Origin of the sequence: Streptomyces sp. TG1A-60 (assembly GCF_037201975.1) — a bacterium.
Lineage (GTDB): Bacteria > Actinomycetota > Actinomycetes > Streptomycetales > Streptomycetaceae > Streptomyces.
This window is the reverse complement of sequence record NZ_CP147520.1, coordinates 4,935,721-4,951,694: the sequence shown is the minus strand read 5'-3', so window position 1 is coordinate 4,951,694 and position 15,974 is coordinate 4,935,721. Positions and strand designations below refer to the sequence as shown.

Genomic DNA, 15,974 nt, shown 5'->3' with positions numbered 1-15,974 from the left:
CGGCTGCGGGTGTGTGAGCGTTGCTCGCACCACCCGCGTCCGCACCTGTCGAAACAACCCCGGCGTCCCGAGTTCGAACGCGCCCGGCGGTCGAAGAGTCTCCGGAACGCCGAAGGACCCCCCGCACCACGGATGGCGGGAGGTCCTTCGGGTCGTTCAGGGGCGACCGGAGGTCAGGAGGCCTTGGCCTTCTCCTCGGTCCTGGCCGGAGCCGCGGCGACCGGCGCCGGCTTCGCCGCCTCGTAGAACTCCTCGCGGGGAGTCTCGATGGCGCCGAGGGAGACGACCTCGCGCTTGAGGAACATGGCGAGCGTCCAGTCGGCGAAGACACGGATCTTGCGGTTCCAGGTCGGCATCGCGAGGCCGTGGTAGCCACGGTGCATGTACCAGGCGAGACGGCCCTTGAGCTTGATCTTCATCCTGCCCATGACGATCATCGCGACGCCCTTGTGGAGACCGAGGCCCGCCACCGCACCCTTGTTGGAGTGCGCGTACTCCTTCTGCGGGAAACCCCGCATGCCGGAGACCACGTTGTCGCCGAGGACCCTGGCCTGACGCAGCGCGTGCTGCGCGTTCGGCGGGCACCAGGCGTTCTCGACGCCGGCCTTGCGGGCGGCGACGTCGGGCACCTGGGCGTTGTCGCCGGCGGCCCAGATGTAGTCGGTGCCGGTGACCTGGAGGGTCGGCTGGGCGTCGACGTGGCCGCGGGGGCCGAGCGGGAGGCCGTAGCGCGAGAGGACCGGGTTCGGCTTGACGCCGGCGGTCCAGACGATCGTGTTGGAGTCGACCTCCAGGCCGTTCTTCAGTACGACGTGGCCGTCGACGCAGGAGTCCATGGAGGTGTTGAGGTAGACCTCGACCCCGCGGCTCTCCAGGTGCTCCTTGCCGTACTGGCCGAGCTTCGGGCCGACCTCGGGGAGGATCTTGTCCGCGGCGTCGACGAGGACGAAGCGCATGTCCTCACGGGACACGCTCTTGTAGTACTTCGCGGCGTCACGGGCCATGTCCTCGACCTCGCCGATGGTCTCCGCACCGGCGAAGCCACCGCCCACGAAGACGAAGGTCAACGCCTTGCGGCGGACGTCCTCGTCGGTCGTGGAGTCGGCCTTGTCGAGCTGCTCCAGCACGTGGTTGCGCAGGCCGATGGCCTCCTCGATGCCCTTCATGCCGATGCCCTGCTCGGCGAGGCCGGGGATCGGGAAGGTGCGGGAGACCGCGCCGAGCGCGATCACCAGGTAGTCGAAGGGCAGCTCGTACGCCTCGCCGACCAGCGGCGCGACGGTGGCGACCTTGCGGTCCTGGTCGATGGTGGTGACCCGGCCGGTGAGGACCTCCGCCTTGGGGAGCACGCGTCGCAGCGGGACGACGACATGCCGCGGGGAGATGCTGCCGGCGGCGGCTTCGGGGAGGAAGGGCTGGTAGGTCATGTACGACCGGGGGTCGACGACCGTGACGGTCGCCTCGCCGTAGCGCATCTTCTTGAGAATGCGCCGAGCTGCGTACAGGCCTACGTACCCACCGCCTACTACGAGGATCCTGGGACGCTCCGTGGTGCTCATGCCATCGAGTATGTACCCGCCATCCGGGGGGTGCTCGTGCGCCCCTTCACAAGCTTCCCCGCCCCTTCTGCTACACTGCGCCACCCTCGTGGCACAGGTCATGGTCGACCAGGGGAACCACCCTGCATGACGGACCGTTGTCAATGCCGCGTGAACTGCCGTTCCGGCCTCTCGAATCCCCTGGACCACCCTCTGGTTTCACACGGACGAGACCCCCGTGAAACCCCCTCGGGGGCCTGTCGTTGACCCCCCGGACCCCGAGAAGGCTCTGCGGAGCCTCAAAAGGCCGCCCAACAGGGCCGATTCTCTTGTGAAGAACTTCACGAAGTTTTCCGCCGAGACGTCTTCGAGGGGTGCCGAAGCACCCCTCGAAGACGCTCATACGTTATCCGAACAGCTCAAGCGAGGCTACCGGCGGGTAGCGACTACGCGACGGATCGCTCACGATCGCGATTCCCCAGGCCCATTCCCGTGTACACGAAAACGAGTACACTAGGCCCATGGCCGAGAACACTGCGACCGTTCGGGAAGCCCGCGCGCATCTCGCGGACCACATCAACCGGGCCGAGGAAGGCATTCCGACGGTCATCACACGCAACGGCGCTCCGGTGGCGGCCGTCGTTCCGATCGCGGATTTCGAAGCACTGGAGGAAGCGGCCGACGTGATGTTGGCGCGCGAAGCGGAGGCGGTCCTGGACAAGGGCGGCCCCACCATGACGATGGCGGAACTGCTGGCGGATCTGTTCACCGAGCATGACGACGAGACGGCGTGAAATACGCCTTCCGGTTCACCACGGCGGCACAGCGGCGGCTTCGGGCCATCAGTCGGCCGGACGCCATGCGCGTCCTGACCGCGCTGACCGCGCTCGGCGACGACCCGTACCGCGAGGACGCCGACATCAAGAAGCTCACCGGCCCGTCGGGGCTCTACCGGCTCCGGGTCGGAAGCTACCGGGTCGCCTACCAGATCAACGACGGTGAACTCGTCATCCTCGTCGTCAAAGTGGGCGACCGGCGGGACGTCAACCGCAACCTGTAGCGCCCGCCCCCATCGCCGCCGTCACCGGCGTACGGTCCCGGGTCCGTCTCTCAACGCGGGTCGAGTGCCAAAGACCACCCGATGCCGTCCAGGATGTCGTGCTCGCTCACCACGACCTCCGCCGCGCCGATCCGGTCCATGAGCGACAGGAGCACGAGGGCGCCGGCGGCGATCACGTCCACCCGCCCCGGATGCATCGACGGCACGGCCTCCCGCTCGGCGTGCGTGGACCGCAGCAGCCACTCGGTGATCTCCCGGACGCGGTCGTACGGGACGCGGGAGTGGTGGATGGCCGCCGAGTCGTACGCGGGCAGGTCCTGGGCGATGGCGGACAGCGTCGTGACCGAGCCGGCCAGCCCGACGAGGGTGCGCGCCTCCCGCAGGGGCACGCTCCGCTCCGCGAGGTCCAGCGCGGCCTCGATGTCGGCGCGGACCGCGGCGATCTGCTCCGCCTCGGGCGGGTCGACGACCATGCCGTCCCGCACGAGATGCCGCTCGGTCAGCCGTACGCAGCCGATGTCCACGGAACGCGCGCCGCGCACCTGGTCGTCCCCGACGACGAACTCGGTGGAGCCGCCGCCGATGTCCACGACCAGGTACGGCTTGGCGAGGTCCGCGCGGCCATTCAGTTCCCTGGTCGCACCGGTGAAGGAGAACTCGGCCTCCCGGTCGCCGGAGATCACCTCGGGCTCGACGCCGAGGATGTCGAGCACCCCGCGTACGAACGCGTCCCGGTTCTCGGCGTCGCGGGAGGCGGAGGTGGCGACGAAGCGGACGCGCTCGGCACCGTGCTCCTTGATCACCGCCGCGTACTCACGGCAGGCCGCGAAGGTCCGCTCCAGCGCCTCGGGGGCCAGCCGGCCCGTACGGTCGACGCCCTGGCCGAGCCGGACGATGGTCATCCGCCGGTCCAGCTCGACGAGTTCACCCGTGACCCCCGCGCCGAAGGCGCTGTCGGACACAGTGGCGTCCGCGACGAGGAGGCGGATGGAGTTCGTACCGCAGTCGACGGCGGCGACCCGGGTCACCGGCCGGCCTCCTCGGACGCGTCCGCGTCGAGGGGCACGGCCGCGAAGTGACCCGACCCGCCCTTCCCTGCCTCCTGGCCCTCGCCGGCGGGCGGCGTGGCGGGCACCACGCACGGGCCCTTGGCCCACCACTCCGGCAGCATCCCGATGGCCTCGTCGCCCAGCGGGTTGACACCGGGCCCGGCGGCCAGGGAGTGGCCCACGAGGACGTGCAGGCACTTCACGCGGTCCGGCATGCCGCCGGCGCTCGGGAAGCCCTCCAGGACCTCGATCTCGTCGCGGCGGGCGATGTAGTCCTCGTGCGCGGCCCGGTACGCGGCGGCCAGCTCGGGGTCCGTCGACAGCCGCTCCGTCATCTCCTTCATCACTCCGTTGGCCTCCAGCGTGCCGATCGCTGAGGCGGCGCGCGGGCACGTCAGGTAGTACGTCGTGGGGAAGGGCGTCCCGTCCGGCAGTCGCGGCGCCGTCTCCACGACGTCCGGCTGCCCGCACGGGCAGCGGTGCGCGATGGCGCGCAGCCCGCGCGGCGGGCGCCCGAGCTGCTGCTGGAAGGCCTCGACGTCGGCGTCGGTCGGCTTGGTGCGCGGGGTGGGCGGCGGAGGGGTCTGCATAACCTGCTACTCAAGTCCTCGGTGTGGCTCGTCGGTTCACGGCCGTCATGGGCTGACGGTTCACTGGTCGGCGGCGTCGGCCTTGTCGACCCCGTCCCAGACATTGGTGTACCAGGGGCGGTCGGCCGCCCCCTGCCTCGTACGGGACCGCGTCGCCGCGTCCGGGTCGATCATCGTGTAGCCGGTCTCGCCCGGCATCACGTAGTGCAGCCGCTCCCGGATGCGCTGCTCGGCGTACGCGTCGTCCTTCCAGCGCGCCTTGAGGTCGCGCAGTTCCTCGACCCGCTCGCGCGCCTCCTCGCGTTGCCGCTGCATGTCGGCGATCTCGGCCCGCTGGGAGACGTACTGCCTTATGGGATAGGCGAGCGCCACGATCAGCGAGCAGAGGACGAGGGCGAGCAGGGCGGCCCGGCCGGTGAGGCGGGAGCGGTGGGCCTGGCGCTTGGTCTGGGAGCGGTAGACCCGGGCGGCGGTCTGCTCACCGAGCACCCTCAGCCGGGTCGCGGTGGAGAAGCGGTCCCGGTCCCGGTCCTTCACGGCCATGTCCCGCTGCCCCTTCTCCTGTGCGTCTGGCGTGTCTCCCACGTGCGTACGTCCCCGCACACGGTACGGGACCGAGTACGGGGACGTACGTACGACGTTTCCTCCTTGCCTTCCGCCGCTGTCGGCGGCGGTGTCAGCCCTTGAAGCGCGGGAAGGCGGAGCGGCCGGCGTACACCGCTGCGTCGTCGAGGATCTCCTCGATGCGGAGCAGCTGGTTGTACTTGGCGACGCGGTCCGAGCGGGCCGGGGCACCGGTCTTGATCTGGCCGCAGTTCACGGCGACGGCGAGGTCGGCGATGGTGACGTCCTCGGTCTCGCCGGAGCGGTGGGACATCATGCACTTGAAGCCGTTGCGCTGGGCCATCTCGACGGCGTCCAGGGTCTCGGTCAGCGAGCCGATCTGGTTGACCTTGACGAGCAGGGCGTTGGCGGCACCCTCCTCGATGCCACGGGCCAGGCGCTCGGGGTTGGTGACGAACAGGTCGTCGCCGACGATCTGGACCTTGTCTCCGAGCTTGTCGGTGATGATCTTCCAGCCGTCCCAGTCGTCCTCGAACAGCGGGTCCTCGATGGAGACGAGCGGGTACGCCTCGACGAGCTCGGCGTAGTACTCGGTCATCTCGGCGGCGGAGCGCTCCTTGCCCTCGAAGACGTAGGAGCCGTCCTTGTAGAACTCGGAGGCGGCGACGTCGAGGGCCAGGGCGATCTGCTCGCCGGGGGTGTAGCCGGCCTCCTTGATCGCCTCGATGATGAGGTCGAGGGCGGCGCGGTTGGACTCCAGGTTCGGGGCGAAGCCGCCCTCGTCGCCGAGGCCGGTGGACAGGCCCTTGGTCTTCAGCACCTTCTTGAGGGTGTGGTAGACCTCCGCGCCCCAGCGCAGGGCCTCGGAGAAGGACTCCGCGCCGATGGGGGCGATCATGAACTCCTGGATGTCCACGTTGGAGTCGGCGTGCGAGCCGCCGTTCAGGATGTTCATCATCGGAACGGGCAGCAGGTGCGCGTTCGGGCCGCCCAGGTAGCGGAAGAGGGGGAGGTCGGACGCCTCGGAGGCGGCGTGGGCGACGGCGAGGGAGACGCCGAGGATGGCGTTGGCGCCGAGGGAGCCCTTGTTGTCGGTGGCGTCCAGGTCGAACATCGCCTGGTCGATGAGGCGCTGCTCGGTGGCGTCGTAGCCGACGAGCTCCGGGCCGATCTGCTCGATGACCGCGAGGACGGCCTTCTCCACGCCCTTGCCGAGGTAACGGTTGGGGTCGCCGTCACGGAGCTCGACGGCCTCGAAGGCACCGGTGGAGGCGCCGGACGGAACGGCGGCACGACCGGTGCTGCCGTCGTCGAGGCCGACCTCGACCTCGACCGTGGGGTTGCCTCGGGAGTCCAGGATTTCCCGGGCTACGACGACGTCGATGGACGGCACGAGCATCTCCTTCTTGGGGTGTGACGCGATGGCGACTAGAGCCTAACCGCCCCGGGGCGGCCGGCAGCCGACCGACCGTCTCGTGGACAGCCAGACACTACCCATTGTTCCCGGACGGAACAAAGAGGGGGTGAACGGGAAAAGGGGTGAACGGGAAAAGAAAAAGCCCCGCCCCGGTGCGTACGGGGGAATGCGCACCGGGGCGGGGAGCTCGTGGGGGACGGGGGGACGGCCCTCACGAGGTCTTCACTATGGAGAACACGGATGTGAGCGGGCTGCGGTTCAGCCGGTGAGCGGCCTGCCTTCCGGCCCGGCCGAACCGGCCCCGCCGGTCCCGGCCGTGGGGGCGGCCGGGACCGGCGACCGTGGCGGTCCGGAGGGTCAGCTCAGGTGGAGCTGCTGGCCCGGGTAGATGAAGTCGGCGTCGTCGACGATGTCCTCGTTCAGCTCGTAGAGCTTCTCCCAGCCACCCTTGACGTTCTTCTTCGCGGCGATGCCGCTGAGGGTGTCGCCGCTGACGACCTTGTACTCGCCGTCGCCCTTCTCGACCTTCTTGCCGGTCGGGGTCTCGACGGTGGGGCGCTCGGAGGAGCGGGAGGCGCGGTTCTCCTGGGTGCTCTTCTGCGTGTTCTCCTGCGTGCTCCCCTGCGAGGAGGAGTTGGAGGAGCCGGAGTTCGAACTGCCGCCGGAGGCGGCGGCGCCGTCGTACGAGGCGCCGGACAGGCCGGTGCCGCAGACCGGCCAGGCACCCTTGCCCTGGCCCGCGAGGACCTTCTCGGCGACGGCGATCTGCTGGGCCTTGCTCGCCTGGTCGGCGGTGGGGGCGTACTGCGTACCGCCGTAGCCGGCCCAGGTGGAGGCGGCGAACTGCAGGCCGCCGTAGTAGCCGTTGCCGGTGTTGATGGACCAGTTCCCGCCCGACTCGCACTGGGCGACGGCGTCCCACTCGGAGGCGGTGGCGGCCGAGGCGCTGCCGGCGGCCATCAGCGGAGCGGCGATGGCGGCGGCACCGGTGACACCGGCGACGGCGATGGCGCGGGCAGCCTTGGACGGGCGGCGGTGCTTGCCCTTGCTGGAAAGCAGCATGAAGTGATCCCCTCACCGACGCCTACGAGGTGAGCTGTCGGGTTCGGGCCGGTTGAGTTGCCCGGCCGCGCCCGCTCGCCTCTCGGCTCACGATGCGCGGCTTCACCCCGAGCCGGTTCCGGCCGTGCGGCCCCGAAGGGCCTCAACCACCGGACCCGGCGCTTACCTTGGGTCCCCCGCTCCTGCCTACGGCGCTTGACGCGACGACTGTTCCATGCGGCCGTTGGCAGGATTCGGCGTGCCGGCCGCATGAGCCCGCTGTGGGCGAGCGGTCACGACCGTAATCACGTGATTCGCCGAATTTCAAAGACGATCAGGGGGTCTGTGATTCATCTCCCACCGAGATCAAAACGGGCATTCAGGTGCGAACCCTGACTGAACTCCCGCTACTTTTCGCCCGTTTCGACACCGACTTCGAGGGTCTGACCGGGAAGGATAAGGTCCGGGTCAGTTCCGACCGTGCCCTCGTTCTCCGCGTACAGCTGCCGCCATCCGCCGTCCAGGCCGAGCGACTTCGCGATGACGGTCAGACTGTCGCCCGCGCGGACCGTGTACGCCCCCTCCACGGCCTCGCGCGCCGCGTCGCCGCCACGGGAGGCGTGACGGCCGGAGGGCGAGGAGTCGGCACGGGAGCCGTCGGTCACGTCCGTGCCGGCACCCGCGGCCTCGTCGGCACTGGCGCCGCGGTGGCGGCCGGTGCCGGTCTCGCTGTCGTCGACGACCGAAGAGCTGTCGCTCTGCTCAGATTTACCCGATTCGTCCGAGTTTCCCGAATCATCCGATTCGGCGAGAGCCTCGGCGGAACCCTCGGTGACCCCCGAGGGCGAGCCGGAGGATCCCGACGACGCGGAGGATTCGGACGAGCTGGTCGAACCGGATGAATCAGATGAATCCTTCGTACCGCTCGAACCATCCGAACCGTCCGAGTTCGACGGGTCACCCGCGACGCCGGTGTCCACGTCGGCGGAGCCGGAGTCGCCGCCGAGGTCGTGAAGCAGTCCGCAGGTGCGCCAGACGCCGACGCCCTGGTCGGCGAGTATCCTCTCGGCGACCGCTATCTGCTGCGAACGGCTGGCCCGGTCGGCGCTCGTCGCGTAGTCGAGGCCGCCGTACCTCTCCCAGTCCTCCTGGGAGACCTGGAGGCCGCCGTAGCGCCCGTTGCCGGTGTCCGCGCTCCAGGAGCCGCCGCTCTCGCACTCCGCCACCTGGTCCCAGGTGGTTCCACTGGCCGCGCTCGCGCCGGTGGCGCCGAGGAGTGGGATGGCGATGGCCGAGCCGGTCACTCCGGCCGCGACGAGGAGGGCCGGAGCCTGACGGGGGCGACGGTGACGACCGTTCCCGGAGAGCATGCGGTTGCCTTTCACGCGACAGCGGTGACCTGTGCGACGGGCGCAGACCCTTCGCACTGATGCGTGAACGTATCGGCAGACGATCAGTTGTCACAAGTTAATGCAGCGCAGATCACGTGAAGATCACGAACTTGAGGGTGTGTCATCTTCTGGCTCGGAACGGGGTACTGCTACCGGCCGCTCACGGGCTGTCGCGGGGGGCGATGGAGGCCGTTGCCGGGGGCCGACGCGGGCCGTCAACGGCCGACACGGGCCCTCGGGGGCCGACGATCCGGACCGAACTCCACCGGAAGCGTGCGCAGTCCACGCATGATGAGCCCTCCCCGCCACCTCAGATCGGCCGGATCCACTCCGAGTCGCAGGTCGGGGAGACGGGTGAGAAGCGTCGCCAGGGCGGTCTGGCCCTCAAGGCGGGCGAGCGGGGCGCCGAGGCAGTAGTGGATGCCGTGGCCGTAGCCGAGGTGCTGGTTGTCGCGGCGGGAGAGGTCGAGCGTGTCGGGGTCGTCGAAGCGGGCCGGGTCGCGGTCGGCCGCGGCGAGGACGACGAGGACGGGGTCACCGGGCGCGATGTCCTCACCGCCGATCGTGAGGGGCCGCGTGGCGAAGCGCCAGGTGGCGAGTTCGACGGGGCCGTCGAAGCGGAGGAGTTCCTCGACACCGGTCTGGAGCAGCGCGGTCTCCTCGGCGGCCAGGGATGCCTGGAGACGGGCGCGTTGCCCGGGGTGGGTGAGGAGGGCGTACGTGCCGTTCCCGATGAGGTTGACGGTCGTCTCGAACCCGGCGAACAGCAGGATGAAGGCCATCGCCGCTGCCTCGTTCTCGGTGAGGTGCTCACCGTGGTCGGAGGCTCGGATGAGCCCGGAGATGAGGTCTTCGCCGGGGGCGGGGGCGTCGGGCAGCGCCGCGCGCTTGCGGTGGATGAGGTCGGCGAGATAGCCGCGCATCTTCTTCACCGACCGGGCCACCCCGCCGCGTGGGCCGCCGCCGTGGCGGATCATCATCCCCGCCCAGTCCCGGAAGTCGTCCTGGTCCTCCCGGGGGACGCCGAGCAGGTCGCAGATCGCGTAGATGGGGAGGGGGAAGGCGAACTCGTGGATGAGATCGGCTTCGCCCCTGTCCGCGAACCGGTCGATGAGGTGGTCGGTCAGCTCCTGGACTCGGGGCGCGAACTCGGCGACCCGGCGGGGTGTGAACGCCTTGGAGACGAGCCGGCGCAGCCGCGTGTGGTCCGGCGGATCGATGTTCAGCAGATGCGTCATCAACTCGGCCTTGCGCTCGCCGGGGATGCCGGTCTTCCCCTTCGCGTGCACGGGCTCGTCGTGATACTCCGGGTTCTTGGACAGACGCGTGTCGGCGAGAGCCTGCTTCGCGTCCGCGTAGCGCGTGACCAGCCAGGCTTCCACGCCGCTGGGGAGACGTGTCCTGTGGACGGGGGCGTGGTCGCGGAGCCAGGCGTAGGCCGGGTAGGGGTTGGTGGCGAATTCCCAGGTGAAGAGGTCCGGGGCGCCGTCTTCTACGGGCTTGGGATGGGGCTGGTTGGTCACTCGTCGACGGTAGCCGGAGTGTCCGGGGCTTCGTCGAGTGCCGTCAGGACACCGGGGCTTCGTGGAGTGCCGTCAGCGCGGGCGTGCGTACTCCGGCCCCGCCGAGAACGTGCCGAGGGTGCGGGCTGGATGACCGGCGCGTCGCAGATCTGGCCGGTGACGGCGTCGGCGATGTCGCCTCCGGCGGCGACGGAGTGGTCGCCGCTCGCCTCCACGGGGCGCCGCCACCGGTCCGGTCGTCCGGCACCCGCCCCGTACAAGCCCCCACCCGCCGCAACCAGCCGTAAGGACACGGTTCTAAGCGTCAACCCCCTCGGCGGCCCGCACGGCGTCCCGGTACGTCCGGGCCGCCGCCCGTAGCGCGGACTCGGGGTCGACGCCGGCCGCCTCGGCCCGTACCGCCATCGCCAGCAGCTCGTATCCGATGCCCTCGCCCGTCGGGGCGGGGACCTTCAGGCCCGCCGTGCGCACCCGGGACGCCAGCTTCGAGGCGAGGGCGAGGCCCGGCTGGCCGAGGGGTATGCCGTCGGTCACCGACTCCCGGCGCTTCTCGATCGCCTTGGTGCGCAGCCAGTGCTGTTTGACCTCCTCCGGGGTCGTGGCCGTCGCGTCGCCGAAGACGTGGGGGTGGCGGTGGACGAGTTTGGTGACGATGCCGGCGGCGACGTCGTCGATGGAGAAGGGGGTGTCGGGGTCGTCCTCGGCGATACGGGCGTGGAAGACGACCTGGAGGAGGACGTCGCCGAGCTCTTCGCGCAGTTCGTCGCGGTCGCCCTCCTCGATGGCCTCCACCAGCTCGTACGACTCCTCGATGCCGTACTTCGCGAGGCCCTTGTGGGTCTGCTGGGAGGACCAGGGGCACTCGGCGCGAATGCGGTCCATGACCTGGACGAGGTCGAGGAGGCGGGCGCCGGGGAGGTCGTAGGAGGCGGGGAGGAGTTCCAGGGACGGCATCTGGACGCGGCCGGAGCCGGCGAGGCGGGCCAGGCCGTCGGTGAGGCGGGGTTCGCCCTCGGCCCCCGCCACCACGACCACCGTGCGGTCACCGGCACAGGCGTCGACCAGGTCCTCGGCCGTCGGGGTGGCCTGCTCGACCGTGATGCCGGCCTCGCGGAGGTAGGGGAGCTGGGGGTGCGCCCCGTCCGCGCAGAGGACGCGGTCGGCCCCGTGCAGTGCCCGCCAGGCGGGCCAGGAGAGCAGGCCGGGCGCGACGCGATGGCTGGTGGTGAGCAGGACGACACGGCCGGGGCCGGGGGCCGGGCTGCCGGGGGCCGTGGTGGCGGGGGCGCCGTCGGGGCGGTGTGCGTTCACCCCACGAACGTAACCCACGTCACGGACCGTCCCCGAAGGTGTACACAGGCTGCGAGGACGGCCCGCACTGTCCGGTCGCTACGCCGGCTCCTGCGTTCCCGTCCTGGTGACCTCCCGCAGCCACGGCGTCTTGGTGTCGAGGAGGCCCACCCGGCCGGAGGTCTCGTCGACGCCCCAGCTGCCGTAGCGGGGGTTGAGGTCCACGTCGAGTTTCCCGGAGGCCTTGGAGAGTGCCTCCCAGAAGACGGTGCCGCCTTCCGGGGTGTTCAGGTCGGCGCCGAGGGCGGCGGAGAGTTTCTGGACCTCGACGTCGCTGCGGACGCTCTCGTCGAGCTGCTCGGGGGCGACGCTGTAGCGCTGCAGGTAGGCCTGTTCCAGGGCCGCGGGGCCACCGGCCTCGTGTTCCAGGTCGGAACGGTACTTCTGGACCTCCTTGCGGGTGACGGTCACGCCGGCGTCCTTGAGTGCCTGGTCGAGGACCCTCTCCAGGACCATGCCGTTCAGGGTGTTGCGGGTCAGGGCGCCGGTCTGGGCGACGACCTGCTGGTACTGGGTCCGGTCCGGGGTGGCGGCTCGCTGGGCGGCGCGTACCTCGTTCACCCGGTTCTCCAGTTGCGCGACCGTGATCCGCTCGCCGCCCACGACGGCCGCCGCGCCCGGATGCGCGCCGCTTCCGCAGGCGGTGAGGAGCGGGGCCGCGGCGATCGCGGCGGAGAGGAGGAACGCGGTGCGACTACGGCGGTGCAAGTGGGCCTCCCGAGGGGATTGTGCGGCGATGCACAAGGTCCTGCGGTGATCGATGTTAGGCAGTGGCCCTGCTCTCGGCCAGCCATTCGACCAACGATTCACGCCGATTTCCGGCACCGTCGCGCCCGGCCCCCGCCCGCGCGGGTCAGCCGCGTACCTGCCCCAGCCACTGCAGGGTGCGCCGGACCTCGCCCGCCAGCGGATGGCCGGGGCCGCGCAGGCGTTCCACGTCGAGCAGCAGACGGCCCAGGGTCTCGTGGGCGGCGCCCCGGTCACCGAGGGCGAGGAGGAGGTGGCCGATGCGGCGGCGGACGTCGAGGGAGAGCTCGGGGTCGCCGCCGACGTACTGGTTCTCGAAGTACGGCAGCAGGGAGCGGTACTCGGAGAGGGCCGCGGCCGGTTCGCCGAGTTGTTCGAGGCACTGGGCGGACTCGTAGCGGAAGCGCAGGGACTGCGGGTCGGCCTGGCCGGCCTCGGCGGCGCGCTCGTCGGCGAGGCGGCGCAGCTCGGGCAGGGCGCGGCGGTACTGGCCGTCGTCCATGAGGGTGGCCGCGTACTGCTTGCGCAGGGTGCGGACGACGGGTGAGTGCTCGCCGTGCTGGGCGGCGGCGGCCGGGAGGATCGCGCCGAGGATGTCGACGGCCTGGGTGATGCGGCCCTCGCCGAGGAGCCGCTTGACCTCGTCGACGGCACCGGCCACGTCGGGCTTGTCGGCCGCGGGCGCCGGGGCGGGTGCGGCGGAGGGCTGCGGCGCGGGGATGCGGGCGCGGTCCGGCCAGGGCGCGTGCGGGCGCAGGAAGGGGCGGGTGGGGTCGAGCGGGGAGCCGGTGGGCGTACCGCGCGCGGGGAGCAGCGGGAGGAGCTGTTCGTATGTCTCCTGCGCGGAGGACGGGCGGTGCTGGGGGTCCTTGGAGAGCAGCCGGAGGACCAGGGTCTCCAGGGTCTCGGGCACCTCGGGGCGGAGGCGGCGGACGGGGACCGGCGGCTCGTAGAGATGGCGGTGGAGGACACCGAGGGCGGTGGAGCCGGTGAACGGCACGTTCCCGCTGAGCAGTTCGTGCATGAGCACGCCGAGGGCGTACAGGTCGGTGTATGGGCCGACGGCGCCGCCCATGGCCTGTTCGGGGGCCATGTAGGCGGGGCTGCCGATGGGTGAGCCGGTGTGGGTCAGGCGGGTGGTGTCGGTGTCCATGACGGAGGCGACGCCGAGGTCGAGGACGGTGACGGTGCCGTCCTGCCTGACCATGACGTTCCGCGGCTTGAGGTCGCGGTGGATGATCGGCACCGCGTGCACGGCGGACAGCACGGCGCACAGCTGGGCGGCGACCGAGACGGTCCACTGCCAGGGGTACGGGTCGTGCTCGGCGAGGTGGTCGGCGAGGTCGGCCCCGTCGACGTACTGCATGACGAGGAACAGTTCCTCGCCCTCGCTGCCCGCGTCGTGCACGGTCACCAGGCCGGGGTGGTCGACCTGGGCCGTGACGCGGCACTCGCGCACGAAGCGGCGGCGCAGTTCGTCGGCCTCGTGGCCGGCGACCTTGTCCGGGCGCAGCAGTTTCACCGCAACACGCCGGTCGAGTCGCTGGTCGTACGCCGTCCACACCTGGCCCATGCCGCCCTGTCCGATGAGCGTGGACAGTTCGTAGCGGCCGGTGATCAGGCATCCGGTCCCCTGGGTCACCTGTCTCCTTCGTGCTTGCGGAGATAGTCACTGAGCTCGTCCAGCTCGGCGCGCACCTGGTCTATTCGGGCGGGCCCGGGGCGCTGCGGCTCCGGCCCGGCCTGGGGTGGCGGCTGCTGTGCGGGCGGCGGCTGGAGGGGCGGTGCGGGCGGGGCCGGGGTGTAGGGCCGGGGGGCCTGGGCCGGCGGGTAGCCGTAGCCGCTCGCTTGCGAGTACACCGTGGTCTGGGTGTACGGCGCGGGCGGGGCCGGCCGGGCCGGGGCGAAGTGGCGGATGTCCGCGTACAGGTAGTAGGCGATGATCGCCGCGAGTCCGCCGAGGAGCAGTCCCATGCCGACGTCGCCACGCCAGGTGGTGAACTCCCCCTTCTCGCCCGGGTCGGTGCCGATGATGTACAGGGTCACGACGATATGGACGACCGCGAGGGCGAACAGCACCCAGTCCCGGGGCCTGCGGGTCACCGAGGCGAGCCGCAGGAGGCACGCCCAGGCGAGCAGGCCGCAGCTCATGAGCGAGACCACCACGAAGATCACACGCAGCGTGACCGGCGCCCCCTGCTCGGGGCCGGGGGGCTGCTGCGGCGCGTAGCCGTGGCCGTGCATGACTGCTCCTGATGGCCTGGTGGGAGTGGACGGGCGATGTCGTTCCGAGGGTATCGGTCGACCACGACATGAGGTCCAGGGTTGTGGACAACCGTTGTAGTACCGCAGTGCTGGTCACGCCGCCCGTCGCGGAGCGGTTCCGTCCGGTGGGCCTGACCGTAGGGGGAGTTCGCCGTGCCGGACCCGGGTGACGGCTCTGTCCGACGGCTCACCCCGACGCCTCACCCCGACGCCTCAACCCGACGCCTCACCCCGACGGCTCAACCCGACGCCTCACCCCGTCGGCTCAACCTTTGGCCGTAGCGGCGCTGCTGGCCGGTGAGGTCGCGCGCGTGCGGGCCGCTTCCGCCGGTACGCAGCAAGACGTCCGCGACCGCCGAGGACTCCAGAAGGACCACGGGCTTCTGCGACCTCGACACCGTGTGCGTCGGCTTCGAGGACGCCGACCCCGACGCCCCGCGCGGCAAGACCGCCGAGGTCGACGGCAGCCCCGCGATCGTCCTCAGCGAGCGGGACGGCAAGGACCGTTGCGCCCTGTACGGGGGCCACCGAGGGCAAGCCGTACCTGGTGCGGGTCGTCAGCAAGTCCGCCGGCGAGCCCGGTGACCTCCGCTTCACCGACTACGACAAGCCCGTCCCGGCCGAGGCGCCCGAGGGCAAGGTCATCGACCTGGACGAGGACTGCGGCTGACGCACCCGACCGCTCTCCCCGGACGTACGCCCGGGACGCTCGCAGGCTCAGTCCGCGTGGAAGCGGTTCGGCGCCTTCGTCGGGTTGCCGCCGGTGGGGAGCTTCTGCTCGGGGCAGGTGGTCAGCACCCGCTTCATGGCGGACTGTTCGGCCGAGGTGACCCACAGGCCGTACTTCGTCTTCACCGCGACCTGGGCGGCCACATACGTGCAGCGGTACGCCTTGTTGGGCGGGAGCCAGGTGGCCGTGTCGCCGTCGCCCTTGCTGCGGTTGGTGCCCGAGTCGACCGCGACGAGGTTGATCGGGTCGTTGGCCAGGGCTATGCGCTTGCTGGCGTCCCATTGCTGGGCGCCCTTCTGCCAGGCGTCGGAGAGGGCCACGATGTGGTCCACGTCGATCCGGCTGCGGCCCCGTACGTACGGCACCTCCCCGCCGGTGTACGGGTCCGGGTCGAGGACGCCGGAGACCACCGTGCAGTCGTCGTCCCGGAACTTCAGGCCTTCCAGGTCGCGTTTGAGTATGTCGTCGCGGGTGCCGCAGCTGTTGGAGTTTGTGTCGGCCCAGGGACTGCCGAACTCGTCGCGGTCGTAACCCGTCCTGGGCGCCCGCCCCTTGACGGTCAGCGCCTCCGCGGCGGCCAGCGCGTCGCCGCCCCCGCCGGGGTTCTCCCCCGGTCCGGCCGAACCCCGCGTGTCCACTTCGCAGCCGGTGGCGGCGACCAGCACGAGAGCGACAGCCGCGACTCCACCCCTCAGACGCACCACGCGAC

Annotated in this window: 17 protein-coding genes and 1 riboswitch; of the genes, 3 read left to right on the top strand and 14 right to left on the bottom strand. The window is 70.9% G+C overall.

The annotated features are described in order from the left end of the window. Positions 1-173: 173 nt before the first annotated feature. Positions 174-1,559: an NAD(P)/FAD-dependent oxidoreductase gene (locus tag WBG99_RS21550; RefSeq protein ID WP_338897855.1), complete on the bottom strand. Its 1,386-nt coding sequence runs from the start codon at positions 1,557-1,559 to the stop codon at positions 174-176. A 500-nt stretch (positions 1,560-2,059) separates the two neighbouring features. On the opposite strand from WBG99_RS21550, the gene WBG99_RS21545 reads away from it, so the two are divergent. Beyond that, a complete protein-coding gene (locus WBG99_RS21545) occupies positions 2,060-2,332 on the top strand; it encodes a type II toxin-antitoxin system Phd/YefM family antitoxin (RefSeq protein WP_338897854.1) in 273 nt (90 codons plus the stop codon). Then, complete coding sequence (locus WBG99_RS21540) at positions 2,329-2,598, top strand: type II toxin-antitoxin system RelE/ParE family toxin (protein ID WP_338897853.1); 270 nt, start codon at positions 2,329-2,331, stop codon at positions 2,596-2,598. Before WBG99_RS21545 ends, WBG99_RS21540 begins: the two co-directional genes overlap by 4 nt. A 50-nt stretch (positions 2,599-2,648) precedes the next feature. Here WBG99_RS21540 and WBG99_RS21535 read toward each other — a convergent pair whose 3' ends face one another. From WBG99_RS21535 to WBG99_RS21480, 12 genes are all read right to left on the bottom strand, one after another. Continuing rightward, complete coding sequence (locus WBG99_RS21535) at positions 2,649-3,626, bottom strand: Ppx/GppA phosphatase family protein (protein WP_338897852.1); 978 nt, start codon at positions 3,624-3,626, stop codon at positions 2,649-2,651. Further along, positions 3,623-4,237, bottom strand: a complete 615-nt coding sequence (locus tag WBG99_RS21530; RefSeq protein ID WP_338897851.1) for a DUF501 domain-containing protein — start codon at positions 4,235-4,237, stop codon at positions 3,623-3,625. The genes WBG99_RS21535 and WBG99_RS21530 overlap by 4 nt, the downstream gene beginning before the upstream one ends. Before the next feature lie 60 nt (positions 4,238-4,297). Beyond that, complete coding sequence (locus WBG99_RS21525) at positions 4,298-4,780, bottom strand: septum formation initiator family protein (RefSeq protein WP_338900426.1); 483 nt, start codon at positions 4,778-4,780, stop codon at positions 4,298-4,300. Positions 4,781-4,913: 133 nt separating this feature from the next. Continuing rightward, positions 4,914-6,194 (bottom strand): phosphopyruvate hydratase, encoded by a 1,281-nt coding sequence (eno, locus tag WBG99_RS21520; RefSeq protein WP_338897850.1) that lies wholly within the window; start codon positions 6,192-6,194, stop codon positions 4,914-4,916. A 381-nt stretch (positions 6,195-6,575) separates the two neighbouring features. Next, positions 6,576-7,280 carry a transglycosylase family protein gene (locus WBG99_RS21515; RefSeq protein WP_338897849.1) on the bottom strand — a complete coding sequence of 235 codons (705 nt, stop codon included), beginning with the start codon at positions 7,278-7,280 and terminating at the stop codon, positions 6,576-6,578. Positions 7,281-7,284: 4 nt separating this feature from the next. Then, positions 7,285-7,484: riboswitch (cyclic di-AMP (ydaO/yuaA leader) on the bottom strand. A gap of 182 nt (positions 7,485-7,666) precedes the next feature. Then, positions 7,667-8,629: a transglycosylase family protein gene (locus tag WBG99_RS21510; RefSeq protein WP_338900425.1), complete on the bottom strand. Its 963-nt coding sequence runs from the start codon at positions 8,627-8,629 to the stop codon at positions 7,667-7,669. Between the two features lie 236 nt (positions 8,630-8,865). Next, entirely contained in the window at positions 8,866-10,173 is a 1,308-nt protein-coding gene (locus WBG99_RS21505; RefSeq protein ID WP_338897848.1) for a cytochrome P450, read from the bottom strand. Beyond that, entirely contained in the window at positions 10,170-10,466 is a 297-nt protein-coding gene (locus tag WBG99_RS21500; protein ID WP_338897847.1) for a hypothetical protein, read from the bottom strand. Before WBG99_RS21500 ends, WBG99_RS21505 begins: the two co-directional genes overlap by 4 nt. Positions 10,467-10,470: 4 nt before the next feature. Then, positions 10,471-11,484, bottom strand: a complete 1,014-nt coding sequence (locus WBG99_RS21495; protein WP_338897846.1) for a nucleoside triphosphate pyrophosphohydrolase — start codon at positions 11,482-11,484, stop codon at positions 10,471-10,473. Between the two features lie 78 nt (positions 11,485-11,562). Continuing rightward, positions 11,563-12,231, bottom strand: coding sequence for a SurA N-terminal domain-containing protein (locus WBG99_RS21490; RefSeq protein ID WP_338897845.1), 669 nt, complete (start codon positions 12,229-12,231; stop codon positions 11,563-11,565). Between the two features lie 145 nt (positions 12,232-12,376). Then, positions 12,377-13,870: a protein kinase gene (locus WBG99_RS21485; RefSeq protein ID WP_338900424.1), complete on the bottom strand. Its 1,494-nt coding sequence runs from the start codon at positions 13,868-13,870 to the stop codon at positions 12,377-12,379. A 38-nt stretch (positions 13,871-13,908) separates the two neighbouring features. Continuing rightward, a complete protein-coding gene (locus WBG99_RS21480; protein WP_338897844.1) occupies positions 13,909-14,514 on the bottom strand; it encodes a hypothetical protein in 606 nt (201 codons plus the stop codon). Positions 14,515-15,082: 568 nt separating this feature from the next. Here WBG99_RS21480 and WBG99_RS21475 point away from each other — a divergent pair. After that, complete coding sequence (locus WBG99_RS21475) at positions 15,083-15,205, top strand: hypothetical protein (RefSeq protein WP_338897843.1); 123 nt, start codon at positions 15,083-15,085, stop codon at positions 15,203-15,205. A gap of 47 nt (positions 15,206-15,252) precedes the next feature. Here WBG99_RS21475 and WBG99_RS21470 read toward each other — a convergent pair whose 3' ends face one another. Next, positions 15,253-15,969 (bottom strand): HNH endonuclease family protein, encoded by a 717-nt coding sequence (locus WBG99_RS21470; protein WP_338897842.1) that lies wholly within the window; start codon positions 15,967-15,969, stop codon positions 15,253-15,255. Between the last annotated feature and the right edge of the window lie 5 nt (positions 15,970-15,974).

Coding starts and splice junctions, on each gene's coding strand:
- WBG99_RS21550 (WP_338897855.1), bottom strand. CDS start 1,559: ATGAGCACCACGGAGCGTCCCAGGATCCTCGTAGTAGGCGGTGGGTAC.
- WBG99_RS21545 (WP_338897854.1), top strand. CDS start 2,060: ATGGCCGAGAACACTGCGACCGTTCGGGAAGCCCGCGCGCATCTCGCG.
- WBG99_RS21530 (WP_338897851.1), bottom strand. CDS start 4,237: ATGCAGACCCCTCCGCCGCCCACCCCGCGCACCAAGCCGACCGACGCC.
- WBG99_RS21525 (WP_338900426.1), bottom strand. CDS start 4,780: ATGGCCGTGAAGGACCGGGACCGGGACCGCTTCTCCACCGCGACCCGG.
- WBG99_RS21515 (WP_338897849.1), bottom strand. CDS start 7,280: ATGCTGCTTTCCAGCAAGGGCAAGCACCGCCGCCCGTCCAAGGCTGCC.
- WBG99_RS21510 (WP_338900425.1), bottom strand. CDS start 8,629: ATGCTCTCCGGGAACGGTCGTCACCGTCGCCCCCGTCAGGCTCCGGCC.
- WBG99_RS21480 (WP_338897844.1), bottom strand. CDS start 14,514: ATGCACGGCCACGGCTACGCGCCGCAGCAGCCCCCCGGCCCCGAGCAG.